A 24,247-nucleotide genomic window follows, 5' to 3' on the forward strand; every position below is an offset into this window, starting at 1 on the left:
GGTCGAGGCCGACGTACCAGTCGGCGCCGCGTTCCTCGACTCCGGGACGTGGGAGGTCGAGGTGGCCGGGGAGCGCTACCCTGCAGTCGTCTCGCTCCGTCCGATGTACGACCCGGACAACGCCCGCATCAGGTCCTGATCTGTCCGCAATGAACGCGGCGTAGTTGCACTAGGTGTGCAACTACGCCGCGTTCATTGCTACAAGAAGAGGGTCGTGGACGTACGCTCGCCGGCGTGGCGGACGCGTTCGGGCTGCGCCGGTTCGTCGACGCGCAAGAGGACGGGGGCAGCTACGACGCCGCGGTGCGGGAGCTGACGAGCGGGCGCAAGGTCAGCCACTGGATGTGGTACGTCTTCCCGCAGGTCGCCGGCCTCGGCCGCTCGCCCACCGCCCAGTACTACGCCGTCTCCGGCCTGGCCGAGGCTCGTGCCTACCTCGCACACCCGGTCCTCGGCCCGCGGCTGCGCGAGTGCGCCCGCATCCTGACGTCGCTTCCCGGATCCGATCCCGTCGCCGTCCTCGGGCCGGTCGACGCCCTGAAGCTGAGGTCGTCGATGACGCTGTTCGCCCTCGCCGACCCGGACGAGCCGGTCTTCCACGAGGTCCTCGACCAGTACTACGGCGGGGTCCCCGACGAAGCGACCACCAGCCGGGTCTGACACAACGGCCCGGGGGTACGAGGGTCGTCGGTTCAGGGTTAGCACCGTGGCCGAGACCCCTCCCTCCGGTGATAGGACCTCCTCAGCATCTGTGCCGGGCGCCGGCTCGGGCGTTCGGCTCCCGAGGGAGGGATGTGCGATGAGTCGACGACTGACGACGATCGTGGCCACCACCGCACTGGCGGTCGGTGGCGTACTGGTCGCGGCTGAACCGGCAGGAGCCACGTCGTCCGGAGTCCCGCTGGGCATCGTCAAGAGCCTCGACGTCACCAACAAGGGCCTCATCGTCTTCGCCGACGGCGGCGAGTCGGGCGTGCAGGTCAAGTCCTGGGACCCGGCTCACCCGGTCAACCCGCCCGTCGTCCTGGTCGGTGGACTGCCCGCGGGCGTGGGGACCGCCGCGACGAACGACCGCAAGGACATCTGGGTCGTCTACGCGGCCAACGACACGGGAGAGAGCGCGACGGCCTGGTACATCCCCTACAAGGGCAAGCCGAGGCGGGTCCTGGACGTCGCGGCCTTCCAGGAGAAGTTCAGCCCGGACCCCTACGACATCGACGACCCACCCAACCCGGGTGAGTCCAACCCCTATGACGTCGAGGTGCTGCCCGACGGCAGCGCGTTGATCGCAGACGCGGCGGGCGACGACGTGCTACGGGTCACGCCCAGCGGAAAGGCCTGGACGGTGGCGTGCTTCCCCGACCAGCTGGAGTCCACCAAGAGCGTTCCACCGGACATCGCAACCGGCCTTCCGCCGAAGATCCCGGCTGAGGCGGTGCCCACCGGCGTCGCGCTCGACGGTCACGGCAACGCCTACGTCGGGACGCTCACCGGGTTCCCGTTCGCCTACGGCACCGCGCGGGTGTTCCGGGTCAGCGTCGACGGCAGGAACGCGGGCTGCTCCGGCAATCCCGCTCACCCGGTGAATCCGGGTCCCGTCGTGGCCTCCGGCTTCACCGGGATCAACGACGTCTGGGTGGGGCTCGACGGGGCGCTGTACGTCACCGAGCTGAGCAAGTACGGCGTCTGGGCCGTCGAGGCCGCGCTCGGCAGCGGTGACCCCTCGGGGATCGCCGGAACGGCGCGGGTCTGGCGCGTGAAGAACACCTCCCGCATCGAGATCGCGAAGGGCAAGCTCACGCTCCCGGGCGCCGCTGTCCTGGCCAGGGATGGCCACGTCTACGCGACCAACACGTTCCTGTTCGGCGCGAGTCTGGTCAAGATCGCCTGAGCGGGGATGCACGCCCGGCATCCTGGGTGGTGTGGCGGCGCAGTCGGAGGCGATCGAGGTCGAGGTCGGCGAACGCGACGTACGGATCACCCACCCCGACCGGGTGTACTTCCCGGCGACCGGCGCGACCAAGCTCGACCTGGTCAACTACTACCTGTCAGTCGGCGACGGGATCGTCAACGCCCTGCGCGAGCGTCCGTGCATGCTGCACCGCTTCCCCAAGGGCGTCGCCGGGGAGAAGGTGCATCAGAAGCGGCTGCCGTCTGGTGCGCCGCCGTGGGTCGAGACGGTCCGGGTGTGGTTCCCGCGCTTCGGACGTACGGCTGACGAGCTCTGCGTCACCGAGCTCGGCAGCGTCATCTGGGCGGTGCAGATGTCGACGGTGGAGTTCCACCCTTGGAACTCGCGGCGCGCGGACACCGAGAAGCCCGACGAGTGGCGCATCGACCTCGACCCGATGCCGCTGTGCGACTTCGCGACGGTACGCCGGGTCGCGCACGTGGCCCACGAGGTGCTGGACGAGCTCGGCGCCGTCGGGTGGCCGAAGACGAGCGGTGGCAAGGGGTTGCACGTCTACGTGCGGATCCGCCCCGAGCACGGCTTCTCCGACGTACGCCGTGCCGCTCTCGCCTTCGCGCGGGAGGTCGAACGGCGTGCGCCGGACGACGTGACGACGACGTGGTGGCGCAAGGACCGCGATCCCGCATCGCTGTTCATCGACTACAACCAGAACGCCCGCGACCACACGATCGCCAGCGCGTACAGCGTGCGCGGGAACGAGGTCGGCACGGTGTCGACGCCCGTGCTGTGGTCGGAGCTCGACGACGTCACTCCGCGAGACTTCACAATGGCCACCGTGCCGGAGCGCTACGCCGGGGTCGGGGACCTGCACGCCGGGATCGACGACGCGGTCTTCGACATCGCCCCCCTGCTGGAATGGGCCGAGCGTGACGAGCACGCCGGCGCGGAGCCTCCCGTCGGCGCGGACCCGGAGTGAGCGTCATCGGGCGTGGGCGACGGCGTGCACCGCGAGCCAGACCTCCGCGAGATCGGCGGTGTTCTGCAGTGAACGGCCAGTGAGCACTTCGAAGCGGTGCAGCCGGTAGCCGAGCGTGTTGGCGTGCACGTGCAGGGCGCCTGCCGCCTCCGTGGTCCTCCGGTCGTGCTCGAGCCAGGTGCGCACCGAGGGCAGGATCTGCCCGCCGTGCGCGGCGTCGTACTCGAGCACCGGACCGAGCACCGCGTCGACCAGCCCGCGCAGCCCTGCGGCGTCCTCGGTGAGCCAGCGTCCCGCGGCGTCTTGTCCGAAGACGACGACGCCACCCCCCGCATCGACCGCCCGGGCGACCGCCCAGGATGCCTCCCGGCGAGGCACCGTGAGCGGCTCGCCCGACCCGAAGGGACGGCTCACGCCCACGGCGGCGTGGGCGAGCGTCGGCGAGACCTCGACGTCGGCGGGCAGGAGGACCACGAGGTCACGCTGCTGGCGCAGGACCAGAGCGGGGACCTCCTCCGCGGAGAACGCCCGCAGCACCGCCTGGTCGTCGACCGGGCCTCGCTCCACCGGGCGCACCACGGCGAGGCGCAGCGAGGACCCGGGCGGGTGGCCGATGCGCGCGAGCCGGCGCTGCGCCGTCGCCGGGTCGAGGACGCCTTGCAGCAGCTCGGCCAGGGTCTCAGCCCCCTCGCGCCGCAGCGTCTCCCGCTCGTGGCGCTGGATGGACAGCTGGAGCGCGGCGATCGTCGCGACGTGCTGGACCACCGCGAGTCCGGACGGCACCGCGTCGGGGCGTTCGATCGCGAGCAGGAATCCGGCGGGGCCGCCGGGGGCCAGCACCGGCAGGACGTAGCCATCGGGAACCGTGGGCGGGGAGTCATAGGACTCGGGAAGCAGGTGGATGAGGTCCGGCGGCGGGGCGGGCACTCCCGGGAGCAGGGCACGGCCGGAGGGGCTGGAGACGTACAGCGCGTAGCCCGACAGCGCCTCCAGCCGGGAGAACAGCTGCTCGAGGGTGAGGTCCTCGGACGCCAGCGTCTGCAGCGCACCGAAGACGTGCAGCTGGGCCGTCAGCCGCCGGTGCATGTCGCTTTGCACCGCGGCCGCGACCTCCTGTGCGATGGCGATGAACGGCACCGGGAGCGGCACGCGAAGCACGGGGAAGCCCCTGCGGTCCGCGTCGTCGAGGAACGAGCGGTGTAGCGCGGGAGTGAAGAGCTGGTCGGAGACGGCCAGGGCGCTGACTCCGGCGTCGTCGAGACGCTTCAGGTACGCCCGCTGCCCCGCGGCCGCTTTGGGTACCGCCATGCCCGTGGTCATCACCAGGTCGGCGCCCAGCAGCCACGGCGTGGGGTCCTCGAGCTCGGAGACGTGCGCCCAGGCGATCCGGCGGCTCAGCCCGGAGGAGCCGGCCAGGAGCTCCAGCTGCAACGCGGTGGATCGCAGCAGGTCGTCGACGGTCAGCGACGCAGCCATGCTCCGCATCGTCGCTCGATCTGTGGTGGAGCACAAGCAACGGGGGCCAGCTTCGTGGCTGTCACGATTGCCCGGCCCTTGGTCACCCGCCACATTGATGCGCAGTTCGCCAGAGGGAGGCCGGAATGGCGCAAGAGACGCTGACGACAGGCTCGGCCCCGAGCCTGACCACCATCGAGACCCGCTCGATCGACTACGTGCCCGAGAGCGAGCGCCACGGGCGCCTCGCCCTGCAGGGCCCGTTCTGGTTCCTGGGCAACTTCCAGCCCTTCACCGTCGCGATCGGCTTCGTCGGACCCCTGGTCGGGCTGACCCTCGGCTGGACCGTCCTGGCCGCGACGCTGGGCATCCTCTTCGGGACCATCTTCATGGCGGCGCACGCCTCTCAGGGCCCCAAGCTGGGCCTGCCGCAGATGATCCAGTCGCGCGCCCAGTTCGGCTACCGCGGAGTGGTCCTGCCCCTGCTGGCGACCGGCTTCACGTTCCTGGCCTTCAACGTCGTCGACACGATCATCATCAAGGAGGGGCTCAAGGGGATCTTCGGCTGGAACGCCACAGCCACCGCGGCGGTGATCACGGTCGTGTCGGCTCTGCTCGCGATCTACGGGCATGACTGGCTGCACCGGGTCTTCCAGGTGCTCTTCTTCGTGTCGTTGCCCTTCTGGATCGTGCTGACCCTGGGGATCATCACGGGCAACGCGGGCGGCAAGGCCCCGGCGAGCGGGCTGGGCTTCACCTGGGCCGGTTTCCTCGCCATGTTCACCGTCGCCGCGTCCTACAACATCACCTATGCGCCGTACGTCTCCGACTACTCGCGCTACCTGCCGAGGAACACCCCCACCGGCAAGATCATGTTCTCCGTGTTCTGGGGTGCCGCCGGCTCCCCGATCTGGCTGATCCCCATCGGTGCCTGGATGGCCACCCGGCTGGGCACCGGCGACGCGCTGGTCGGTATCCACGACGCCGGCAACAACGTCGTGGGCGGGCTCGGCAGCCTGCTGGCGATCCTCGCGGTTCTCGCGCTCGTCGCGACGATGGGACTGAACGCCTACAGCGGCATGCTCACGGTGGTCACCGGCGTCGACGCGTTCCGGCCCGTGAACCCGACGCGCCGGCTCCGGGTCGCCGTGATCGTCGTCCTCGCCGTCATCTGGATCGTCCTCGGCATCGCCCTCGTCCACGCCACGACCGCGCTAAACAACTCCCTGCTCGCGATGCTGTACCTGCTCGCCCCGTGGACCGCGATCAACCTCGTGGACTTCTTCTTCCTGCGCCACGGCCGGTACGCCATCACCGACCTGTTCCGCCCCAACGGGATCTACGGCCTCTGGAGCGCGCGCGGCGTGACGGCCTACCTCGTCGCCGTGCTGGTCGAGATCCCCTTCGCCTACATCCCCGGCTTCTACGAGAGCATCGGAGCGAAGACGTTCAACGGGGTGGACATCTCGTGGATCCTGGGCATGATCGTCGCTGCGGGCGTGTACCTGGTGATGTCCCGCGGCCACGACGTCCACGACGAGGAGCCGGCCATCGAACGCAGCGAGCAGGTCCTCGCCGAGACTGGAACGGCGCGGTGACCAGCGACACGACTCAGGGCACGGAGGCGGCGGTGCTCGCCGCCGCCTCCGACCTCGTCGCGGCCTTCGCCGCGCACGACCGGGTCCACTACTTTGGGAGCTTCGCCCCGGAGGCGACCTTCGTCTTCTACACGACCCCTCGCGTGCTGGCCTCGCGACAGGCCTACGAGCAGGAGTGGGCCTCCTGGGAGGCCGAGGGGTTCCGTGTGCTGAGCTGCCACTCGTCGGACCAGCGGGTCGACCCCGTGTCCGAGACGGTGGCGGTGTTCACCCATCGCGTGCGCACCCACGTCCGCGACGCCGGTGGGGAGCAGCACCTGGCCGAGCGGGAGACCATCGTGTTCCGGCGGGAGCCCGAGGGACGATGGGTCGCCGTGCACGAGCACCTCAGCCCGGATCCGGGGCCGCAGTGAGCGACGAGCAGGGGCCGGTCGGCCCGCCGAACGCGATGGAGGTCCCCCGCTTCGCCGGCCCAGAGACCTTCGCCCGCCTGCCCCGGCTCGACGATGTCGGCAGCAGCGCGGTGGCCGTCCTCGGCATCCCCTTCGACTCCGGCGTCTCGTACCGACCGGGGGCCCGGTTCGGGCCGGGAGGGGTGCGGGCCGGCTCGAAGCTGCTGCGCCCGTACCACCCCTTCCTCGACATCGAGCCGTGGACGGTCCACCAGGTCGCGGACGCCGGCGACGTGGCGTGCAACCCCTTCGACATCGGCCAGGCCGTCGACCAGGTGCAGCGCGCCGCGACCCAAGTGCTCCAGCGCAGCCAGTACGTCGTCGCCGTCGGGGGCGACCACACGATGTCGCTCCCCCTCCTGCGCGCCACGGCGGCTCAGCACGGCCCAGTCGCCCTCGTGCACTTCGACGCGCACCTCGACACCTGGGACACCTACTTCGGCGCCCCCTACACCCACGGCACGCCGTTTCGCCGCGCCGTCGAGGAGGGGGTGCTCGACCTCGGCTGCTCGGCGCACGTCGGCACCCGCGGGCCGCTGTACTCCACCGACGACCTGCACGCCGACGCCGAGCTCGGCTTCGCGACCGTGACCACGATGGACGTGGCCCGACGGGGCGTCGACGACGCCGTGGGTCGCATCCGGGAGCGCGTGGGCGACCGCCCGGTGTACGTCTCCGTCGACATCGACGTCCTCGACCCGGCCCACGCTCCGGGCACCGGCACCCCCGAGCCGGGGGGCCTGACCAGCCGCGAGCTGCAGATGATCCTGCGGGGCATGGCCGGGATGCGTCTGGTCGGCGCCGACGTCGTGGAGGTCGCGCCGGCGTACGACCACGCGGAGCTCACGACGATCGCAGCGGCCAACGTGGTGTACGAGCTGCTCGGGCTGCTCGCGGACCCCAAGCCACCCTCCTGACGTGTTGCCCTCAGGCCCGGTCGGTGAGCTCGCTGGGGCCGTGACCGCTCGTCGGGTCAGCGCCGTCGACGCCGTCACGGAGGCGCTGGCCCGGGTGGCTCGCCTGGACGGCACGCTCAACGCGGTCGTCGCCCTTCGCGCCGACGAGGCCCTCGCCGAGGCCGAGGCGCTCGACCGCGCGCTGGACGCCGGCGCGCCGACGGGGCGCCTCGCGGGCGTCCCGGTCCTGGTCAAGGACCTCGAGGACCTGCGGGGAATGCCCACGCGCAAGGGATCGCTGCTGCTCGCCGACGCCCCGCCAGCGGCGGCCGACGGACTGGTGCCGGCCAGGCTGCGCGCCGAGGGGGCGATCCCGATCGGGAAGACCGCTCTCCCCGAGTTCGCGATCGAGGGGCACACGGCCAACCTCCTCACCGGGGTGACGCGAAACCCGTGGTCGCCCCGCCACTCCCCCGGCGGCTCGAGCGGCGGGTCCGCCGTCGCGGTCGCCTCGGGGATGGTGCCGGTGGCGACCGCCACCGACGGTGGGGGCTCGATCCGCATCCCGGCGTCGTTCTGCGGGCTCGTCGGCATCAAGCCGACACGGGGCCTGGTCGGCCGCTCGCCGGTCCCCGACTGGATCGACCTGTCCACCGACGGACCGTTCGCGACGACCGTCGCCGATCTGCGGCTGCTCCTCGACGTCGAGGCCGGCGCCGTGCCGGGCGACCCGGAGGCCGCGCCGGGCACGGGGATCCGCGGCGGGACGGTCGCCGCGCCGGTGCCGTCGGTCGTGCACCTCGCGCACCGGACGTCCGACCTCGGTCCCCTCCCGGATGACGTGGCCGCCCACTTCGACCGGGTCGCGCGAGACGTCGTCGGCCTGCTCGCGACGCGCTTCGACGTGATCACCCCGGGGACGCTGTTCCAGGACGGGGACCCCGATCTCGACTGGTTCACCCTCGCCGCCGCGGAGCACGTCTCCTCGCTGGGCCGGGCCTGGGTCGAGGCGGGGCTGGACCGGATGCATCCCAGCTCGCAGGAGTTCCTGGGCTACGGGCTCTCCGTCGGCGTGGATGCCTACCTGGCGGCCCGGCGGCGCCGGTTCGGCTACACCGCCGTGGTCGACCGGCTGCTCGGCGAGGACGGCGTGCTGGTCACCCCGACCGTGGCCGTGGCCCACGTCGAGGCCGACGGCCGGCTCACCCCCGAGGACGAGGTCGCCTGGCTGCCGGCACGGGCGTACTCGACCGCCCTGCAGAACATCACCGGCCACCCGGCGGTGACCCTCCCGGCGGGACTCCTCGACGGGGTGCCGTTCGGCCTGCAGGTGACCGGTCCGCGCTACTCTGACGCCTGGCTGCTCGACATCGCAGCCCGCTGGGAGGAGGCGTTCCCGTGGCCGCGGGTGGCGCCGGGCTACACCGAGTTCCGTCTCTGACCCGGGGAGGTAGAGCGGCTCTGCCGACGGCCAGCGGGAGCCGAACGGGTGCACCCGGGCTCCCACGATCGGCCCTGGCCGGGCGCCGAAACGGCTCCTAGACTCGGGCCCGAGGGGGGCCGAAGCGCTCGACAGGGGCCGCCGTGGCCGAACCCAGCTACCCGTACGCGTTCCACGTCGCCCTCGACGGCAGCGGCCTGAACGGGCTCGAGGGACGCGCCGGCGTCTGCATCCTGCGCTACGACCCGGCCGGGGAGCGCTACGCCTACAAGGTCGCCTACTTCCCGGGCGCCGCGGGTGGCCACGCGGTCTCGGTGAGCCCGCAGACCTCGGTGGGGTTCCTCGGCAACACCGGCCAGCACCTGCTCTTCTACGACCCCGCCTCCCTGGAGGAGGCCGAGCGCATCTCCACGATGCGCTTCGAGGTCACCGACCACTCCCTCAAGGCCAGCACCCACCTCGTGTGGCTGGACGACGTGGAGTTCGTCACCGCGATCGGCGAGCACTTCTGGAAGTTCGACGTCAACCGGCTCAGCAAGGCCGAGCGCATCGGACCTCACCAGCTCAAGCTCCCGCACGCCATGAAGCGCACCGCGTCCGGCCGCTACGTGGTGTACGGGGGCATGGACCACCCTGACCGCGGCGAGGCCCGCGAGGTCGGCGTGCTCGACCTGGTGACCGGGGAGTCGCGCCGCATCGGTCTGCCCACGACGTGCTGGCACGTGGCCTGCCATCCCAGCGAGGACCTCTTCTACGCCCTGTCCTTCCGGGTGCTCCCCCAGGAGGGCAGCGACTGGCAGGAGTGGGGGATGGCGTACTTCAAGGAGTACGTCTACGAGATCGACGCCGAGAGCGGCCAGGTCGTGCGGCACTGGGCCGCGGGGCGGGAGATCCCGGCCCACATCAACTCCGACGTGACCATCTCGGACCGCGAGCTCATCTTCTGCGCGGGCGGGAGCCAGAGCATCGTCTTCATCGACCTGGAGAGCTTCGCCGACTTCCGGGTCCTCGACGAGCGCCCCGACGTCGCGACGCAGCTCCAGCACGGGCGAACGGCCGTGACCCAGGTCGTCGACGCCTTCACCCGCGGGTCGCTGGTCCCCAGCAGCAAGCACTACGTCAGCGCGCTGCGGGTCACCCGCGGGTCGTTGCTCGACTCCGTGTACGCCTGCCAGCTCTCCGCCGACCAGTCGCTGCTGTTCACCGCGAACCGCGGACTCAACTCCATCACCGTCTACGACTACCCCAGCCTGGACGTGCGGCTGCACGTCCCGATGCCCGAGCTGCAGGAGTACGACCCCGGCCTGTCGGCGTGGTCCGACCCTCGGCTGGGCTTCCACCACAGCTGTCTCGTCAGCCCGTCGCACGAGCCGGCGCCCGAGGAGCACGAGGTAGGCCGATGACGACGTACACCTTCGACGTCAACAACGCAGGAACCGTCGGGATCGACTCCGACGTCACCATCGAGGGGCTCGACGACATCTCGGTGGACACCAAGGTGACCCTGGAGCCGGTCACCACGTCGTCCACCATCGCCGTCGAGCCGCTCAGCTCCACCCTCACCTCCGCCTCGACGGTGAGCTCCACCTCGTCGGTGGACCTCGAGCCGGTCACGGTCGACAGCTGCGTGCGGGTGGAGCTCGCGCCGCTGCCCCCGACGCGGCTGCGCACGCCGTGGGAGCAACGGATCGGGCTGAGCGTGCTGGGCGTCGAGCTGCTCGCCTGGACCTGGCGGGGGGAGACCCGAAGCTACGTCGAGCCGGCGCCCAAGCAGCCGCTCGTGGTGGAGGGCGCCGTCGCGCGCGAGTGGGCGGACCGCGACGACCACGGCCACGGGCACGGCGCCCACGGCCACAGGGCCCGTGACGGCCACGGCCTCGTCGTGCGGGTGGAGCCGTGAGCGAGGGCAGCGCCGGCGTCCGGGTCCGGCCCGGCGCCGAGGGCCCGCTGGTGCTGACCGGCCCGCCCACGGCCTTGCGCGGACGGGTGCGGCTGGGCAACGACGGCGAGCACCGGGCCACGGTCCGTGGCCTCTCGGTGCACGGCGAGCGCATCGACATCCCGGCCCCAGGCCCGCTCCTCGCCCGCCTCGACCCCGGGACGACGAAAGAGGTGGAGGTACGGCTTCGAGCCGGGGCGGGCACTCCGCCGGGTGACTACCCGGTGCGGCTCGAGATCGGCGGCCAGGAGCTGGAGGCGATCCTGAGGGTGCAGGCCGCCCCGCGGCTGACAGTGGCCCCCGCAATCGTGACCGCGGCCCCAGGGATCACGGCCGTGGAGGTGCAGGTCACCAACATGGGCAACGTGGTGGCCGACCTGGCGGCGACCGCACGGGCACGCCTGCTCGTCGACGCCGACGTACCCGGCCCGTTCCTCGGCCCCGGAGCCGCCGGTACCCCCACCGAGCTCGACGCGGTGCTGCGCCTGCCCGCTCCCGTGAGCCTGCCGCCCGGCAGTGCCGAGACGCTCGCCGCGACGGTCGAGATCCCGGCGGGGCTGGACGCCGAGCGTCGGTACGTCGCGTCGCTGCCGGTCTGCACCGCCACCGTGCACGTCGTCGTGGTCCCGAGGACCGCGACACCGGTCAAACGAGCCCCGTCCGGCCCGAGGAGGAGCCATGCGTGAGAGATGGAGCACGTCCCCGGCGAGCGTCACCGAGTCCGTCCAGCGGCTCGTCGACGACAGCCTCGCCGCCTGGGAGCCGTTGTTCTCCGCGCTCGACGACACGATCCGGGCGTGGGATCGGGGCTGGGGCCCTGCGCCGGGATCGAGCCGCCAACGGCGCGACCACGCCGGACGGGACCACCACCGCCACCATGGCGGTTGCGCCGGCTGCCGGGACCGAGGCCACGGCGGCTGCGACGGCTGCCGCGACCGCTGCAGCTGCCGTGGCGGCTGCAGCGATGCCGACGTCCTGGTGATCGCCCGTCCGGGAGAACGTCGCGTCGTCCCGCTCGAGATCCGCAACCCGCGCCACCGCGACGTCACCGTCTCGGTCGACGTCGGGCCGTGGACGTCCTGCGAGGGCGACGAGGTCGCGATCGAGGCCGTGGTGCAGCCCTCGGGCGAGCTGACGGTCCCGGCCTGCTCCTCCCGCGAGGTGCTGCTCGTCCTCCAGGTGGCCGGCAAGGCGGGCCTTCCGGACGAGCAGCGCGGAGCGGGCCTGCGCTGCTGCGCGACGCTGACCAGCGACATCCGGATCAACGGGTGCGGCACCACGCTGAGGGTTGCCGTGGACGTGCTGCCGCTGGACTGCGCTTCGATCGAAGTCACCTGCTGCGGCTGCTGCTGCTGAGTGAGAGGGACGGTCCATGACGAGTCCGAGGAGCACCACGGCCACGGTCTGGCAGCAGGTGCAAGAGCTCGTGTCGGAGTCGGCGCGCACCCAGCTGCGACTGGCCAAGCAGTACGTCGAGGTCACCCAGCGCATGGCCAAGTGGCCGGACTCCGACGCGCTGGGCCGGCTGCGCAGCGAGGGCGAGCGCTACCTGCGCGAGCTGGCCGACCTGAACCTCGGCTACGCCCGCATGGTGCAAGACCTCGCCCGCGAGTCGGGGGAACGCCTCGTCGAGGCGGCGACCGGTGAGCGCCCACGCGAGGACGTACGGTCCGGCGTCCGGCTGGCCCTCGACCTCAGCGGACCCAGGGGGGGTCAAGCGGCCGGAGGATTCACCGTGGCGAACACGCGGGCCGAGACGGCGCGGGTCAGCCTCGAGGCGAGCGCCTTCCGCCCGGCCGGCGGAGGGCGGGCCGTGCGGCTCCCAGTGACCTTCGACCCCGCGGGGTTCGACCTCGCACCCGGCGCCGAGACCGACGTGCGGATCGCGGTGGGCCTCGGCGAGGAGCAGGTGGAGGCCGGCCGGACCTACCACGGGGAGGTGCGCGTGCTCGGGGGCGTCGACGTGGTCCTCGAGGTCACCCTGCACGTGCTCGCGCCGAAGCCGGCCGCGCCACGCGCGGCGGGCGCCCGGACGACGTCCCCGCGGAAGGCGACGAAGCGGTCAGCGTCCGCGCGGCGTACACCTCCTCCGCCAGCGTGAGGCTCTCCCGCACGAGCCGCGGCACGTGCGGGCTGGTGACCAGCCAGGCGAGTGCCCCGGCCACGGCGGCGCGAGCCGAGCCCGGTCGGTAGCCGAGCGCTCGCGCCTTGTCCGAGGAGTACCAGTACCAGCGGCCCAGCGTCCGTGCCTCGTCGCGCGTCGCCAGCGGCTCCGACCCGAGGAGGTGGGCGGCGGCCTCGAGCGCCGACGCGGCGAGCCAGGCCGAGGTCATGCTCGCGGCGAGGTGCGGCCCGTCGATGCCGGCCAGCTCCGAGACGAGGGCGTGCAACGTACGCCAGGAGACGTTCTCGCCCCCGAGGAGATAGGCCTCCCCCGGCACGCCCTGCTCGACGAGGAGCACGTGCCCACGGGCCACGTCGTCGACGGCCACGACGTTGCAACCTCCGTCGAAGGTGGTCCGGGTCGGGTCGCACAGGTAACGCACGATGACCGCGTTGCTGGGAACCAGGCGCCAGCTCGGGCCGCCGAGGACCAGGGTGGGACAGGCGAGGACCAGCTCGAGGCCCACCCGGTCGGCCTCGGCACGCGCGACGTCGGCCTGCCGCGACTTGGCGCGGAAGTAGGCCGGCACCCACTCGGCCCCGATCGAGCCCGTCTCGTCACGGACCTGCGGGCCGGGACTCGACCCGAAGACGACCGACGACGAGGTCAGCACCAACCGTCGTACGCCGGCATCGGCGGCAGACCGGACGACCTGCGTGGTCACCTCGTCGTGAGAGGCGGTGAGCCGCTCCTCGTCGCCCTGGCGGTAGGAGAAGAGCGCGGCGCAATGCACCACGCACTGCGCGCCTCGGACCGCTCTCGCGATGCTGTCGGGGCGGCGCAGGTCCGCGTACCCGACCGGCGCCGCGAGGCCGGTGAGGCCGCGCAGGTCCGCACCGCGACGCACGACCGCGACCGGCTCGTGACCACTGTCCGCCAGCGCCTTGACCACACGCGCGCCGATCAGGCCGTTGGCCCCGGTCACCGCCACTCTCATCGGGGCTCCTCAGCGTCCGCGGCCACCGTCGGCCTCGATGACCTCGACCAGCTCCTCCTGCCAGGACCGCAGCGCCGCGACCCAGCCCGGTTCCCGGACGGGCTGGGTCGGGACGACCGAGAAGTGCCGGAAGCCGTTGGCGTCCACGAGGTCCGGCTCCGGCCGGCCCTGCTCGCGCAGCCGGCGGCCGAGCTCGGCGAGCGGGTCCTCCGGGAGAGCGGCCTTGGCGAGCTGCACGAGCTGCCCGATCGTGTCCGCCCAGGAGAGCGTGGCGCCGGGCTCCGACCCGGTCCGGTGGTCGCGTCCCTCGAACGCCGCCTCCACGTTGTCGAGGGTGGCGGTGAAGAACCGGCGGTAGGACTCCTCGACGAGGGCATCCTTGACCGGTCCGGTGAGCCACGGCTCGGCCGCCGCCCACAGGGGCGGCAGCGTGAACAGCTGCAGGCCGCAGACGGCCACCCTGGTCCGGGTGGCGTCCACCCGCTCGAAGGCGATGGACCCGTCGTCGTGGACCGCTGAGCCGTTCGGGCTCGCGATCGTGCGCCACGAGATCCGGCATGAGTCCTCGGCGTGGTGGAGCCGCTCGAGCTTGCAGACGTCGATGTACTGGCCCCCGGAGAAGGCCATCCAGTTCGGCTGCGGCAGGTAGAGGTTGCGCTCCGCCTGCCGCTCGATGCGTCCGGCGCTGTCGCGCGAGACGACGTATGTGCTTCCCCCGATGTAGTCGTTCATCAGCCGGATGCCGCCGGCGATGTCCACACGTTCGACCAGCTCGTCGTAGCCCGCGTTGAGGATGCGCTCGTGCCGGAAGAGCACCGACTCGCCCTCGTAGCGCCAGCGCAGGCCGGAGCGGGTCGCCGGTGCCTGCGCCGCCACCTGCTCGAAGCCCGCGACATAGGGGACGACCTCGTCATAGGCCTCGAGCGAGAAGGCGTGCGGGTCGAAGCCGAGAGGTACGTCGCGTCGCGTGAGCCGTCCCTTGGCGAAGACGACGTTCCAGGCCTCCTCGAAGCCGAGTGGCGCGTCCACATCCCCAAGGATGCCGCGCTCCCCCACCTCGGCAAACCTCGGCGGGCGCACGCCACCCGCTCGGCGGCCTGCTCAGTCCGGCCGCAGTCCGCGAGCCCGCAGAGCGGCTTCGGTGCGGTCGGCCGCGTGCAGCTTGTCCAGGATGCGCGAGACATGGTTCTGCACGGTCTTGAGGGACAGGCCCAGCGTGCGGGCGATCTGGGCGTTGCTCGCGCCGGTCCCGATGAGCTCGAGGATCTCGCGCTCCCGCGGAGTGAGCTCCCCGCCGGGTGTCTCGATCGCTGCGGCCGGCCCCTTGGGGGCGCGAGCGCCGGCGAGGATGCGCTGGGCGATCCCTGCACCGAACACGGCGCCGCCGGCCGCGGCGGTGCTGATCGCCGCGGTGATCTCCTCGGCGGGGGCACCCTTGAGGACGTACCCGCGGGCGCCGGCACTCAGCGCCGCGAAGACCGTGTCGTCGTCGTCGACCATCGTCACGACGAGGACGGCGGTCCGGGGCGCGAAGCCGAGGATCGCCTTGGTCGCCTCCACGCCGGAGGTGTCCGGCAGGTTGAGGTCCATGAGGACCACGTCGGGACCCTCGTCGCGCACCAGGGCGAGCGCCTCGGCGGCGGTGCCGGCGGAACCGACGAGGTCGACCTCGGGCAGCGTGGCCAGCAGGCCGGCCAGCCCGGATCGGAACACCGGGTGGTCGTCCACGATGACGACCGTGGTCACAGCGTCGCCTCCCACAGCTGGGCACGGGCGGCTGAGGGGTCGAGGGGAAGCTCCGCGCGTACGAGCAGGCCCGAACCCGGCGAGTCGACGTACAGCCGCCCGCCGAGCTCCTCGGCGCGCTCGCGCATGGTCGACATGCCGTTGCCGTCGCCTCGTCCGTCGCGCCCGGCTCCGTCGTCACGGACGCTGACCTCCAGCACCGCACCGTCCGAACGAAGTCCTACCAGCATCTGGGTGGCGCCCGCATGCCGGACCACGTTCGTCGCCGCCTCCTGCACGATGCGGAAGGCCGCGACTTCGAGCGCGGCCGGCAGCGGCGGCAGCGGCTCGGCCTCGACCGACGCGTGCACCGCCGTTCCCCCGGTGAGCCTGGCGACGGCCTGGGTGCAGGCCCCGACCAGGCCGAGCTCGTCCAGCGAGGGCGGCCGAAGGCCCTCGACGACCCGCCGCACGTCGACGACGGTGGCCCTGATCTCCTCGACGAGAGAGGCCAGCTGCGCCGAGGCCGCCGTCGCGTCCGGCGGGAGGAGCGATCGCGCGGCCTCCGCCTTGAGGGTCAGTCCGGCGAGCGCGGGGCCGATCCCGTCGTGCAGGTCGCGCCGCAGACGCCGGCGTTCCTCCTCGCGGCTGAGCACGAGCCGCTCGCGGGTGGCCTGGAGGTCGGCCAGCAGGCCGCGTACGTGCAACGCGTCACCGAGCGGCTGAGCGAGATCGCGGACGAGCCTCAGCTCGGCCGGGCTGAGCTCGCGGTCCGCGGAGTCGAAGGCCAGGGTCCCGACCGGGACTCCGTAGGCCGCCAGCGATACGGCCATGGCCCCGCGGTCGGCGGTCCCGGCCACCAGGGCGCCCCGGGCGTCACGCACCGAGACCGAGGTCAGGTCGAGCTCTGCCTCGAGGTCGGACACCACCTCGGCCAGGAGCTGGTCGAGGTCGGCCACGGCAGCCAGACGCTGGCCGAGGCCGGACAACAGCTCGTACGGCTGGTCCCACCGGCCGTACACCACCCGCGCGACGACGCGCTGGAGGCGCTCCCGCAAGGGAATCAGCACGAGCGCGGCGCCGAGGGCGGCCAGCGCCGAGGGCCACAGCGCCTGCCGGTCGGGTGCGAGCGCCGTGGCGACGACGACGATGACGACGTACACGGCTGCCGTGGACACCGTCAGGAGCAGCGCGAGCAGGGCGCGGTTGGCCGCGCGCCTGAGGTCGTACAGGCCGTGGGTGAGGGTGGCGGCCGCGATCGCCAGCGGCACCGGCAGCCCGCTCAGCGAGAACACCCAGCGCGGTGGTGAGGCCGGTGACACGACGACGTCGACGAGGACGAAGGCGAGGAAGGCCGTGACCGCGGCGACGGCGACGATGAACAGCAGCAGCTGCTGGCGCTCCACGGGGTCGCCTCGCCGCCAGCGGCGGACCAGACCGGCGACCGCGCCGACCGCGGCGGCGAGCGCGAGCACGGTACCGAGGAGGTTGATGGCCCCGAGCGCGGTGTTCGCCGGGTCGACGGGAGTCAGCGGGCCGCGCCAGTCGTTGCCCAGCCGGGTCTCGATCGGGGCCAGCAGGCACGCCAGGGTCTGCACGGCGAGGGCAGCGAGGATCAGGGTGCGCAGCCATCGCCAGGCGGGGTCGGGCAGGCGGCCGTCGGGGAAGAGGGCCGGGACGGCCACGAAGGCGACCGTCCACGACAGCGTCCGGGCGGTGACGCCGAGCATCACCAGCCAGGCCGAGGCGGGCACCGAGCCCGGGTGCGTGAGCTCGCCCCGGATCCCCAGCTCGGTCATCGCCTCCCCGGACCCGCTGAGGACGGCGCCGGCGAGCACCAGCCAGCCGATCCGGTTCCCGGGGACCGACAGGGCGACGACCGCACCGACGACGGCCGTCACCGAGATCACGAGTGCGGTGACCACCTCGCTGCCGCGGTAGGCGACGACCGAGGAGTCGACCCACGCGGCCACGACGGATCCACCGATGGCGAGGGCGAGGCCCAGGCCGACCGCCACCGAGGTTCGGCGGCGGTCGGCCCGGATCTCGTGGAGCACGGCCCCATCGTGCACGGTCTCGCTGCTCCCGTCGCCGGGTCGGCTCAGGAGACCCGCGCCGTCGCCGAGCGGCGCCGCGCCAGCACGCCGACCGACGTGACGAGGCCGGCGAGGGTCGTGACGGCGTACGCGATCTGCCACACGCGGTCGAAGGTCGAGTAGTGCCGCCACGTCGGGAATGCCAGGAGGATGAACAGGCACAGCAGGCCGGAGACGATGGCCCCGGCGGTGACTCGGCCGGAGCGCAGGAGCAGCCACGACACGAGCCACGGCACCGCGAAGACCGCCTGCATCACGGGCGCGGAGTTGGGCGTGTGCTCCACGACCGTGAAGACCGCGGTGAGCAGCTCCGCGATGCCGAGGACGGCGGTGAGGATGGTCAGGGTGCGGACGTTCATGGCTTCCTCCTGAGACGGTGGTGGTGAGGTGCCACCACCATCGGGGCGAGGCCTTCCCGCCCGGAACGGGCGCCTTCCCGCTCCGACCGGGAAGTTCTCCCGCCGGCACTCCGGGGCCACGGTGACCGGCGTGGGTCCCTCGACAAGTTGTTAGGCGTTGGTCGGTCGATAGACCGACCAACGCCTAACAACGTTCAGGTGGGTCGGGTGCCGGTGGGTCGGACGCCTACAGCGAGCGCTGGTAGGAGCCGAAGGCGCGCGTAGCGACGTACGCCATCCCGAGCGCCAGGGCACCCAGCAGGCCCAGCCGGATCAGCACCGCCGCCCAGTCCGTCCCCGCCTGCAGCGCCTCGCGCGAGGCCACGACGGCCCAGTCCACCGGGTTGACCCGGGCGACGCCGCGCAGCCACGCCGCGGCGAGAGCCAGGTCCATCAGCGCCGAGGACACGAACTGCAGCGGCAGCACGACGAACTGGCTGATGCCGATGAGCGCCTCCTGCTGGCGCAGCAGCAGGGCGAGGGCGTTCGACAGCGACGCGATGATGACGCTGATCAGCACGGCGGCGAGGAACGTCACCCCGACGCCGGCCGGGCTGAAGCGCGCCCCCGCCACCACGGCGATGAGGAACACCACCGCGGTCTGCACGACAGTGGTGATCGCCTGGTAGGCGAGCGTCCCGACCATCATCGCGCCGCGGCTGACGGGCGACGCCAGGAAGCGGTCCATCACGCCGCGCTTCATGTCGTCGATGTACACGGTGCCGGCCCAGCCGCTGGAGAACAGCGCCGTCATGATGATGACGCCCGGCGTGATGAACTCGAGGTAGGAGGTCGACCCCGCGGCGAAGCCGGGGATGTCGACTACGGACTTGAACAGCTGGCCGAAGAGCAGCAGCCAGATGACCGGCTGGACCAGCGTCGCAATCGCGAACGCCGGGACCCGCCACAGCGTCCGGAGCGAGCGGACGGTCAGGTACGCCGAGTGCCGGACGAACCTCCACCGCGGCCGCTCGGCCGCCACCGGGACGAGCGTGGCCACGACCGCGGTCATGCCGACACCTCCATCGCCCGCCCGACGTGACGCAGGTACACGTCGTCCAGAGAGGGTCGCGCCACGCTCACCGCGGTGACCGTCAGTCCGGCGGCCTCGAGAGCAGCGAGCACTGCCGGGACCGCCGTCGCCGGCCGGTCGGCGCGAGCACGTACGCGGCTGCCCTCGACCGCCGCCTCACGCAGGCCCGCCGTCGCCAGTGCCTGCGTCGCCGACGTCGCCGCCTCCGGCGAGGAGAGCTCGACCTGCACGGTGTCGCCGTGCAGCTCGCTCTTGAGCTGTTCCGGCGGGCCCTCGACGACGATCCGTCCGCGGTCGACGATCGCGACCCGGTCGGCCAAGCGATCGGCCTCGTCGAGGTAGTGCGTGGTGAGCAGGATCGTCACGCCGTCGCCGGTGAGCCGGCCGATCTCGCGCCACAGCTGGGCGCGTGCCTGCGGGTCCAGCCCGGTGGTCGGCTCGTCGAGGAACAGCACGCGCGGGTGGTGCACGAGACCGATGGCGACGTCGAGCTTGCGCGCCATGCCGCCGGAGTAGGTCCGGGCGAGACGGTCGGCGTCTGCGGTGAGGTCGAAGCGCGTCAGCAGCTCGCGAGCCCTCGCGCGCGCGGCAGCGGTGGAGGCGCCCTGGATCCGCGCGGCGAGCTCGAGATTCTCCCGGCCGGTCGCCATGGGGTCGCTCGAGGCCTTCTGCCACACCGCACCGATGGTGCGCCGGACGGCGTCGGGGTGGGCGAGGACGTCGATGCCGGAGACGTACGCCGTCCCGCTGTCCGGACGGCTCAGCGTGGTGAGCACGCGCACCGTCGTGGACTTGCCGGCGCCGTTGGGTCCGAGCAGCGCGAGGACGCTGCCGGGTGCGGCCTCGACGGTCAGCCCGTCGAGGGCACGGACGCGGGGCTTGCCGCGCCCGCGGGGGTAGGTCTTGACGAGGTCGACCGCCGTGACGGCCGCCATGGAGGACGTGGGCACTGCTGCTCCCTGGTGATCGGGAGTCGCGGCCGCCGCCTCCTATCCTTGGAGTGCGCCTCGTGGACGGATCGAGCGTCCGGACTCGGGTGTGGAGCCCCTGGCCGGTGTTGGCGCACCGGCCAGGGGTCTTGCTGTGCTGGGGTCCCGCCTATCGCGGGGGATGCGGCTGGAAGACGCGGCCCTCCTCCCCGAAGAACGACTGGGGGTCCTGGGTGATCTCCTCGAGCGAGATGCCCTGGGCCATCAGCTCCTGCATGCGCCGCCAGCCCGCGACGCCGCCCAGGGTCCCTTCGCTGATCCGATGGGCGAGGTCGACGACGAAGTCCAGCTCGGCGACCAGCAGGGCACGGCGATAGCTGCCCTCGACGAGGAACACCTCCGGCAGCTGCATGTCGCCGGCCACCGCGGCCGATGCGTCCAGAGCGCGCAGCTCCATCCGCAGCCGGTCCGCCCGGCCGGCGAGCAGGCGCGCGACCTCGTCGGGGCCGAGCAGCGGCATGAACGACAGGCCGGCCTCGAGAGAGGTGTACTCGCGGACCGGCGTGGAGAGCAGCTCCGCGAGCCAGTCCTCGCACTCCGTGGCGCCGGCCTCGGTGATCTCGTAGACGGTCCGCTCGGGCCGACGCCCCTGCCGGACGGTCTCCTTTGCTCGGATCAGCCCGTGCCGCTCGAGGGCCTCGACGACGGAGTAGAGCGAGCCGTAGTTGAGCTTGACGGACAGCTCCTTGCCGCGGCTGCGCAGGGTCGACGAGATCTCGTACGGGTGCATGGGGCGCTCGGACAGGCAGGCCAGGACGGCCAGCGCGAGCGGATTGGCGACCTTCCGACGGGTCATGCTGACTGCTCCTCTGCGATTACTCGATTCAGAGTAGTCGTCACCGTGCATTCGATGTCAAGTGCCAGAAGTGTGCGGTCACGATGGGGCCACGGCGACCGGTATCGCGCGCCGGGCGTCCTACGCTGAGGCCCGGGGACCGGAGGACGCCATGACCGCCACCGCACAGCCCGCGACCAGCGTGCGGCGCCGGTCGCGCCGACGAGTCGCCCTGTGCCTCGGCCTCCTCGCCGTCGTCGCGGCGATCGCCGGTGTGGGGGTGCTCGCGACCCGCGCCGGGGAGACGCCGCCGATCGACTGGAGCCAGGTCGGGGTCTGCGTCCAGCACACTGGCTCGATCTCGCCCCCGCGGGTCACGACCGCGCTGCCGGCCTCGGGAGTCTGCGCGACGGGAACGTTGCGGGTGGACGACCCGGCCCGGGCGCAGCACGTACCGGGCCGGGTCGTCTTGTCCTTCCTCGTCATCGGGTCGCCTCAGAGGCTGCCCAAGGCCACCGACGTCCTCGTGGACACCGGCCGGCGCAGCGTGAGCGTGCGCTCGGCCGATGCCTCCCACGTCCCGGTGTCGGGCGACGAGAACGCCCTCGGCCTCGGTTACCTCGTCTTCGTGTCGGTTCCGCGCAATGCCCTTCCCACGGCGCCGTTCACCCTCGTCGACGGGGGCGGCACGACCACCGTGGCGAGCCTGCCCGAGTCCTGACGGATCCGGGCCGCAGGACCCTTGCGCCCCGCCGCGTCGCGCGCTGATGCTCGCGAGAGGTAACCCACTCCACCCCCGGGAGGTCATCGTGCCCACGACGTCTGCCAATGGGATCGAGATGTACTACGAGGTCCAGGGCGAGGGGGCACCGATCGTCCTCATCCCCTACCTGGCGGCGGACCAGGCGTGCTACGCCTTCCAGGTCGCCGACTACGCCAAGCACTTCACGTGCTACACCGTGGACCTGCGCGGCGCCGGGCTGTCGGGCAAGCCCGAGGGGACGTACACGACCGAGCTGCTCGCCGACGACGTAGCGGCACTCATGGCGGCCATCGGCATCGAGCGGGCGCACATCTTCGGGCTGTCGCTGGGCGCCGCGACCGGGATGTGGCTGGCCGCGAAGTACCCCGACCGCGTACGGACCCTGTCCCTGCACAGCGCCTGGGCGCGCACCGACCCGTTCCTGCGGGTGGTCGTCGAGGGCTGGCAGATCATGGCGAACGCGCTGGACAGCGTCACGGACATGGTCATCAAGGGCATCTTCCCGTGGTGCTTCACCCCTGAGCTGTACGCAGCGAAGCCTGAGTACATCGACTCCCTCGCCGACTTCGTACGCAGCCGCCCGATGCCGCCGGTGGACGCGTTCATGCGCCAGTCCGGGGCGGTGCTGTCCCACGACGCCACCTCCGTGCTCGGGGACATCGCGGCGCCGACGCTGGTGACCTTCGGACGGCACGACCTGTGCACGTCGACCCGCTTCGCTGAGACGCTGGTCACCGGCATCAAGGACGCCGAGCTCGCCGTCTTCGAGGGCTGCGCCCACGCACCCATCTACGAGGACGTCGAGGGCTTCAACGCCCGGACGCTGGCCTTCCTGCAGTCCCACTCCGACTGACCGCTGCCCGCACCGCCGTACCGACCCGTCATTCGTCCGGCAAAGGATCCTCTGCAGGACGCATGACACGGGTCGGCGGGCGGCGGCCCTCCTCGAGGTAGGTGAGACGGCGCGGGTGCCTGAGCGCCGCCTTGACCCGGCGCCGGATCGGCTTGCTCAGCAGGGCCACGGCGTCCTGGGGGTCGAGGAGGCGGTACTCGGAGATCTCCTCCGCCTGGACGACCAGGCCTTGGAGTACGTCGGGGCCGAACTGACCGCAGTCGAAGAGGAAGCGCACCCCGCCGGGACGGCCCGGCCGCGGCCGCAGGAAGTCGACGCACACCAGGCGCCCGAACTCGACGTCGAGCCCGGTCTCCTCACGGGTCTCCCGGCGGCACGCCTCCCACGGCGACTCACCGTCCGCCTCGACCACGCCGCCCGGGATCGTCCAGCCGGACTTGTACGTCGGCTTGAGGATCAGCAGTCGCCCCTCGTCGTCGCGTACCAGAGCGCCCGCCGACGCCGGGATCCGAGGCGGCCAGGTCCCGCCACCAACCCCGTCGTCCGGCACGACAGCATTCTCCACCGACTTGTTAGGCGTTGGTCGGCCTATCGGCCGACCAACGCCTAACAAGCCACAGCTGCGGGCCCATGGTGGGCGACCGCGGCACGGAGCATGCTGGACCGCGGCACCCGCACCCCGCGGACCTGGACGCAAGGGGGCCACGCCATGGCCACGATGGAGCGAGACCTCGGCATCCTGGCGCTGCTGATCGTCCTCGGCGTGCTGTGGTCGCTGTACAGCCTGCTCACCCGGCGGGGCAAGCGCCGCCAGGAACGTGAGACCGCGCGACGCCAGGCCGAGGCGCAGGCCCGCCTGGCCGCCGAGCAGGCGCCGCTCGCCGGGCTGGCCGCGTACGCCGCCGCGCACGGCTGGAGCGCGCTCGGCACCGACCCGCACCTCGACGAGACGACCGAGTCCTACGTCCACCGGATGATCCGCCACCTCTGGCACGTGGAGGAGCCGACCGGCACCACGGTCGCGCCGGTCCGCGCGACCACCTACGCCGACGTCGTGACCGGCGGGACGGCGCCGTACACGTGGGTCGCCGCCAACGCGTGGATCCCGATCGACTCAGGCGAGGCCCTGATCTCGCGGACGCACGCCCTCACCGCAGGCGTGTGCGTCGTGCAGCTCGGCGAGGCCCTGCCACCGCTGTTCGTGAGCCCGCGCCACGCCCGGCCGTTCATGACCATGTTCCTCAAGGAGGTCAGCCTCGAGAGCGAGGACTTCGACCGGCGCTTCCGCGTGCTCGCGCTGGACCGCAAGTACGCGATGGACGTCATGAACCCGCGGGCCATGGAGCTCGTGATGTCCCGCGACCACTGGGCGTTCTTCCTCGAGATGTCCAAGGTGGTCTGCGTCAGCAAGGGCGCCTCGAACACCCCGGAGGACGTCGCGGGCCTGGTCGACGCGGTCAGCCGTTTCGTGGGGCTGATCCCCTCATTCGTCTCCGACGACAAGTCGCTGAAGCTGCCGGCCCTGCCCGACGGCACACCGTTCGACCCGATGGACCCGGCGGCGCGGCAGCGCCTGGAGGAGGCGTTCGAGGCCATGACCCCCGAGCAGCAGCAGGCGGCCGCCGCCTCGATGCAGGTCGAGGGCGCGCGGTTCCTGGCCGGGATGTTCGGCCACGACCTGTCCCCCGAGCAGGCCGACGAGGTCGTCCGGCGCGCCCAAGAGCGCGAGGAGCGCCACAAGCACTGACCGCGGCCGCCCGTACGTCGCCGCGGCCGCCCGTACGTCGCCGCGGCCGCCCGTACGTCGCCGCGGCCTCCCACCGACTTGTTAGGCGTTGGGGGGGC

Annotated in this window: 24 protein-coding genes; 14 read left to right on the forward strand and 10 right to left on the reverse strand. The window is 72.3% G+C overall.

Going from position 1 to position 24,247, the window contains the following annotated elements:
• Nucleotides 1-234 precede the first annotated feature (234 nt).
• The 3 genes from VMI11_07230 (at nucleotide 235) to ligD (ending at nucleotide 2,888) form a co-directional block, all read left to right on the forward strand.
• On the forward strand, nucleotides 235-660 hold the full coding sequence (locus VMI11_07230) for a DUF1810 domain-containing protein (GenBank protein ID HTY72205.1): 426 nt from the start codon (nucleotides 235-237) through the stop codon (nucleotides 658-660).
• A gap of 139 nt (nucleotides 661-799) precedes the next feature.
• Nucleotides 800-1,891 (forward strand): ScyD/ScyE family protein, encoded by a 1,092-nt coding sequence (locus tag VMI11_07235; protein HTY72206.1) that lies wholly within the window; start codon nucleotides 800-802, stop codon nucleotides 1,889-1,891.
• Nucleotides 1,892-1,922: 31 nt separating this feature from the next.
• Nucleotides 1,923-2,888, forward strand: coding sequence for a non-homologous end-joining DNA ligase (gene ligD, locus VMI11_07240; protein HTY72207.1), 966 nt, complete (start codon nucleotides 1,923-1,925; stop codon nucleotides 2,886-2,888).
• Nucleotides 2,889-2,891: 3 nt separating this feature from the next.
• Here ligD and VMI11_07245 read toward each other — a convergent pair whose 3' ends face one another.
• Entirely contained in the window at nucleotides 2,892-4,364 is a 1,473-nt protein-coding gene (locus VMI11_07245; protein HTY72208.1) for a PucR family transcriptional regulator, read from the reverse strand.
• A gap of 125 nt (nucleotides 4,365-4,489) precedes the next feature.
• On the opposite strand from VMI11_07245, the gene VMI11_07250 reads away from it, so the two are divergent.
• The 8 genes from VMI11_07250 to VMI11_07285 all read left to right on the forward strand — a co-directional run bounded on the left by VMI11_07250 (nucleotide 4,490) and on the right by VMI11_07285 (nucleotide 12,025).
• A complete protein-coding gene (locus tag VMI11_07250; GenBank protein ID HTY72209.1) occupies nucleotides 4,490-5,941 on the forward strand; it encodes a cytosine permease in 1,452 nt (483 codons plus the stop codon).
• Nucleotides 5,938-6,354 carry a nuclear transport factor 2 family protein gene (locus VMI11_07255; protein HTY72210.1) on the forward strand — a complete coding sequence of 139 codons (417 nt, stop codon included), beginning with the start codon at nucleotides 5,938-5,940 and terminating at the stop codon, nucleotides 6,352-6,354. The genes VMI11_07250 and VMI11_07255 overlap by 4 nt, the downstream gene beginning before the upstream one ends.
• Nucleotides 6,355-6,389: 35 nt before the next feature.
• On the forward strand, nucleotides 6,390-7,310 hold the full coding sequence (speB, locus tag VMI11_07260; GenBank protein HTY72211.1) for an agmatinase: 921 nt from the start codon (nucleotides 6,390-6,392) through the stop codon (nucleotides 7,308-7,310).
• A 1-nt stretch (nucleotide 7,311) separates the two neighbouring features.
• Nucleotides 7,312-8,730: an amidase gene (locus VMI11_07265; GenBank protein ID HTY72212.1), complete on the forward strand. Its 1,419-nt coding sequence runs from the start codon at nucleotides 7,312-7,314 to the stop codon at nucleotides 8,728-8,730.
• A 143-nt stretch (nucleotides 8,731-8,873) separates the two neighbouring features.
• Entirely contained in the window at nucleotides 8,874-10,133 is a 1,260-nt protein-coding gene (locus tag VMI11_07270) for a hypothetical protein (GenBank protein HTY72213.1), read from the forward strand.
• On the forward strand, nucleotides 10,130-10,630 hold the full coding sequence (locus VMI11_07275) for a hypothetical protein (protein HTY72214.1): 501 nt from the start codon (nucleotides 10,130-10,132) through the stop codon (nucleotides 10,628-10,630). The genes VMI11_07270 and VMI11_07275 overlap by 4 nt, the downstream gene beginning before the upstream one ends.
• Nucleotides 10,627-11,355 (forward strand): hypothetical protein, encoded by a 729-nt coding sequence (locus VMI11_07280; protein HTY72215.1) that lies wholly within the window; start codon nucleotides 10,627-10,629, stop codon nucleotides 11,353-11,355. The genes VMI11_07275 and VMI11_07280 overlap by 4 nt, the downstream gene beginning before the upstream one ends.
• A complete protein-coding gene (locus tag VMI11_07285; protein ID HTY72216.1) occupies nucleotides 11,348-12,025 on the forward strand; it encodes a hypothetical protein in 678 nt (225 codons plus the stop codon). Before VMI11_07280 ends, VMI11_07285 begins: the two co-directional genes overlap by 8 nt.
• 620 nt (nucleotides 12,026-12,645) lie before the next feature.
• Here VMI11_07285 and VMI11_07290 read toward each other — a convergent pair.
• The 8 genes from VMI11_07290 to VMI11_07325 all read right to left on the reverse strand — a co-directional run bounded on the left by VMI11_07290 (nucleotide 12,646) and on the right by VMI11_07325 (nucleotide 20,807).
• Nucleotides 12,646-13,770 carry an NAD-dependent epimerase/dehydratase family protein gene (locus tag VMI11_07290; GenBank protein ID HTY72217.1) on the reverse strand — a complete coding sequence of 375 codons (1,125 nt, stop codon included), beginning with the start codon at nucleotides 13,768-13,770 and terminating at the stop codon, nucleotides 12,646-12,648.
• Between the two features lie 9 nt (nucleotides 13,771-13,779).
• Nucleotides 13,780-14,799: a hypothetical protein gene (locus VMI11_07295; protein ID HTY72218.1), complete on the reverse strand. Its 1,020-nt coding sequence runs from the start codon at nucleotides 14,797-14,799 to the stop codon at nucleotides 13,780-13,782.
• Between the two features lie 72 nt (nucleotides 14,800-14,871).
• A complete protein-coding gene (locus VMI11_07300) occupies nucleotides 14,872-15,516 on the reverse strand; it encodes a response regulator transcription factor (protein ID HTY72219.1) in 645 nt (214 codons plus the stop codon).
• Nucleotides 15,513-17,552: a histidine kinase gene (locus VMI11_07305; GenBank protein HTY72220.1), complete on the reverse strand. Its 2,040-nt coding sequence runs from the start codon at nucleotides 17,550-17,552 to the stop codon at nucleotides 15,513-15,515. The genes VMI11_07300 and VMI11_07305 overlap by 4 nt, the downstream gene beginning before the upstream one ends.
• A gap of 44 nt (nucleotides 17,553-17,596) precedes the next feature.
• Nucleotides 17,597-17,950 carry a hypothetical protein gene (locus VMI11_07310; GenBank protein HTY72221.1) on the reverse strand — a complete coding sequence of 118 codons (354 nt, stop codon included), beginning with the start codon at nucleotides 17,948-17,950 and terminating at the stop codon, nucleotides 17,597-17,599.
• A 226-nt stretch (nucleotides 17,951-18,176) separates the two neighbouring features.
• The gene (locus VMI11_07315; protein ID HTY72222.1) at nucleotides 18,177-19,001 is read right to left on the reverse strand and encodes an ABC transporter permease; all 825 of its coding nucleotides are present in this window, start codon (nucleotides 18,999-19,001) and stop codon (nucleotides 18,177-18,179) included.
• A complete protein-coding gene (locus VMI11_07320; protein HTY72223.1) occupies nucleotides 18,998-19,957 on the reverse strand; it encodes an ATP-binding cassette domain-containing protein in 960 nt (319 codons plus the stop codon). Before VMI11_07320 ends, VMI11_07315 begins: the two co-directional genes overlap by 4 nt.
• Nucleotides 19,958-20,120: 163 nt before the next feature.
• Nucleotides 20,121-20,807 (reverse strand): PadR family transcriptional regulator, encoded by a 687-nt coding sequence (locus VMI11_07325; protein HTY72224.1) that lies wholly within the window; start codon nucleotides 20,805-20,807, stop codon nucleotides 20,121-20,123.
• Between the two features lie 151 nt (nucleotides 20,808-20,958).
• Between VMI11_07325 and VMI11_07330 the strand changes: the two genes are divergently transcribed.
• Together VMI11_07330 and VMI11_07335 are read left to right on the forward strand one after the other, a co-directional pair.
• Nucleotides 20,959-21,507: a hypothetical protein gene (locus VMI11_07330; GenBank protein HTY72225.1), complete on the forward strand. Its 549-nt coding sequence runs from the start codon at nucleotides 20,959-20,961 to the stop codon at nucleotides 21,505-21,507.
• A gap of 88 nt (nucleotides 21,508-21,595) precedes the next feature.
• Complete coding sequence (locus VMI11_07335) at nucleotides 21,596-22,402, forward strand: alpha/beta hydrolase (protein HTY72226.1); 807 nt, start codon at nucleotides 21,596-21,598, stop codon at nucleotides 22,400-22,402.
• A gap of 28 nt (nucleotides 22,403-22,430) precedes the next feature.
• Here the strand turns inward: VMI11_07335 and VMI11_07340 are convergent, their stop codons facing one another.
• On the reverse strand, nucleotides 22,431-22,952 hold the full coding sequence (locus tag VMI11_07340) for an NUDIX hydrolase (GenBank protein ID HTY72227.1): 522 nt from the start codon (nucleotides 22,950-22,952) through the stop codon (nucleotides 22,431-22,433).
• Between the two features lie 159 nt (nucleotides 22,953-23,111).
• Here VMI11_07340 and VMI11_07345 point away from each other — a divergent pair, with 159 nt between their 5' ends.
• Entirely contained in the window at nucleotides 23,112-24,149 is a 1,038-nt protein-coding gene (locus VMI11_07345) for a hypothetical protein (protein HTY72228.1), read from the forward strand.
• The last annotated feature ends 98 nt before the right edge of the window (nucleotides 24,150-24,247 follow it).

Source organism: Actinomycetes bacterium, assembly GCA_035506535.1.
Classification (GTDB): domain Bacteria; phylum Actinomycetota; class Actinomycetes; order DATJPE01; family DATJPE01; genus DATJPE01.

Excerpts from the sequence above, each read along its gene's own strand:
- VMI11_07345 (HTY72228.1), top strand. The coding sequence starts at position 23,112 with ATGGCCACGATGGAGCGAGACCTCGGCATCCTGGCGCTGCTGATCGTC.
- VMI11_07315 (HTY72222.1), bottom strand. The coding sequence starts at position 19,001 with ATGACCGCGGTCGTGGCCACGCTCGTCCCGGTGGCGGCCGAGCGGCCG.
- VMI11_07310 (HTY72221.1), bottom strand. The coding sequence starts at position 17,950 with ATGAACGTCCGCACCCTGACCATCCTCACCGCCGTCCTCGGCATCGCG.
- VMI11_07285 (HTY72216.1), top strand. The coding sequence starts at position 11,348 with ATGCGTGAGAGATGGAGCACGTCCCCGGCGAGCGTCACCGAGTCCGTC.
- speB (HTY72211.1), top strand. The coding sequence starts at position 6,390 with ATGGAGGTCCCCCGCTTCGCCGGCCCAGAGACCTTCGCCCGCCTGCCC.
- VMI11_07250 (HTY72209.1), top strand. The coding sequence starts at position 4,490 with ATGGCGCAAGAGACGCTGACGACAGGCTCGGCCCCGAGCCTGACCACC.
- VMI11_07235 (HTY72206.1), top strand. The coding sequence starts at position 800 with ATGAGTCGACGACTGACGACGATCGTGGCCACCACCGCACTGGCGGTC.
- VMI11_07325 (HTY72224.1), bottom strand. The coding sequence starts at position 20,807 with ATGACCCGTCGGAAGGTCGCCAATCCGCTCGCGCTGGCCGTCCTGGCC.
- VMI11_07275 (HTY72214.1), top strand. The coding sequence starts at position 10,130 with ATGACGACGTACACCTTCGACGTCAACAACGCAGGAACCGTCGGGATC.
- VMI11_07290 (HTY72217.1), bottom strand. The coding sequence starts at position 13,770 with ATGAGAGTGGCGGTGACCGGGGCCAACGGCCTGATCGGCGCGCGTGTG.
- VMI11_07330 (HTY72225.1), top strand. The coding sequence starts at position 20,959 with ATGACCGCCACCGCACAGCCCGCGACCAGCGTGCGGCGCCGGTCGCGC.
- VMI11_07320 (HTY72223.1), bottom strand. The coding sequence starts at position 19,957 with ATGGCGGCCGTCACGGCGGTCGACCTCGTCAAGACCTACCCCCGCGGG.
- VMI11_07245 (HTY72208.1), bottom strand. The coding sequence starts at position 4,364 with ATGGCTGCGTCGCTGACCGTCGACGACCTGCTGCGATCCACCGCGTTG.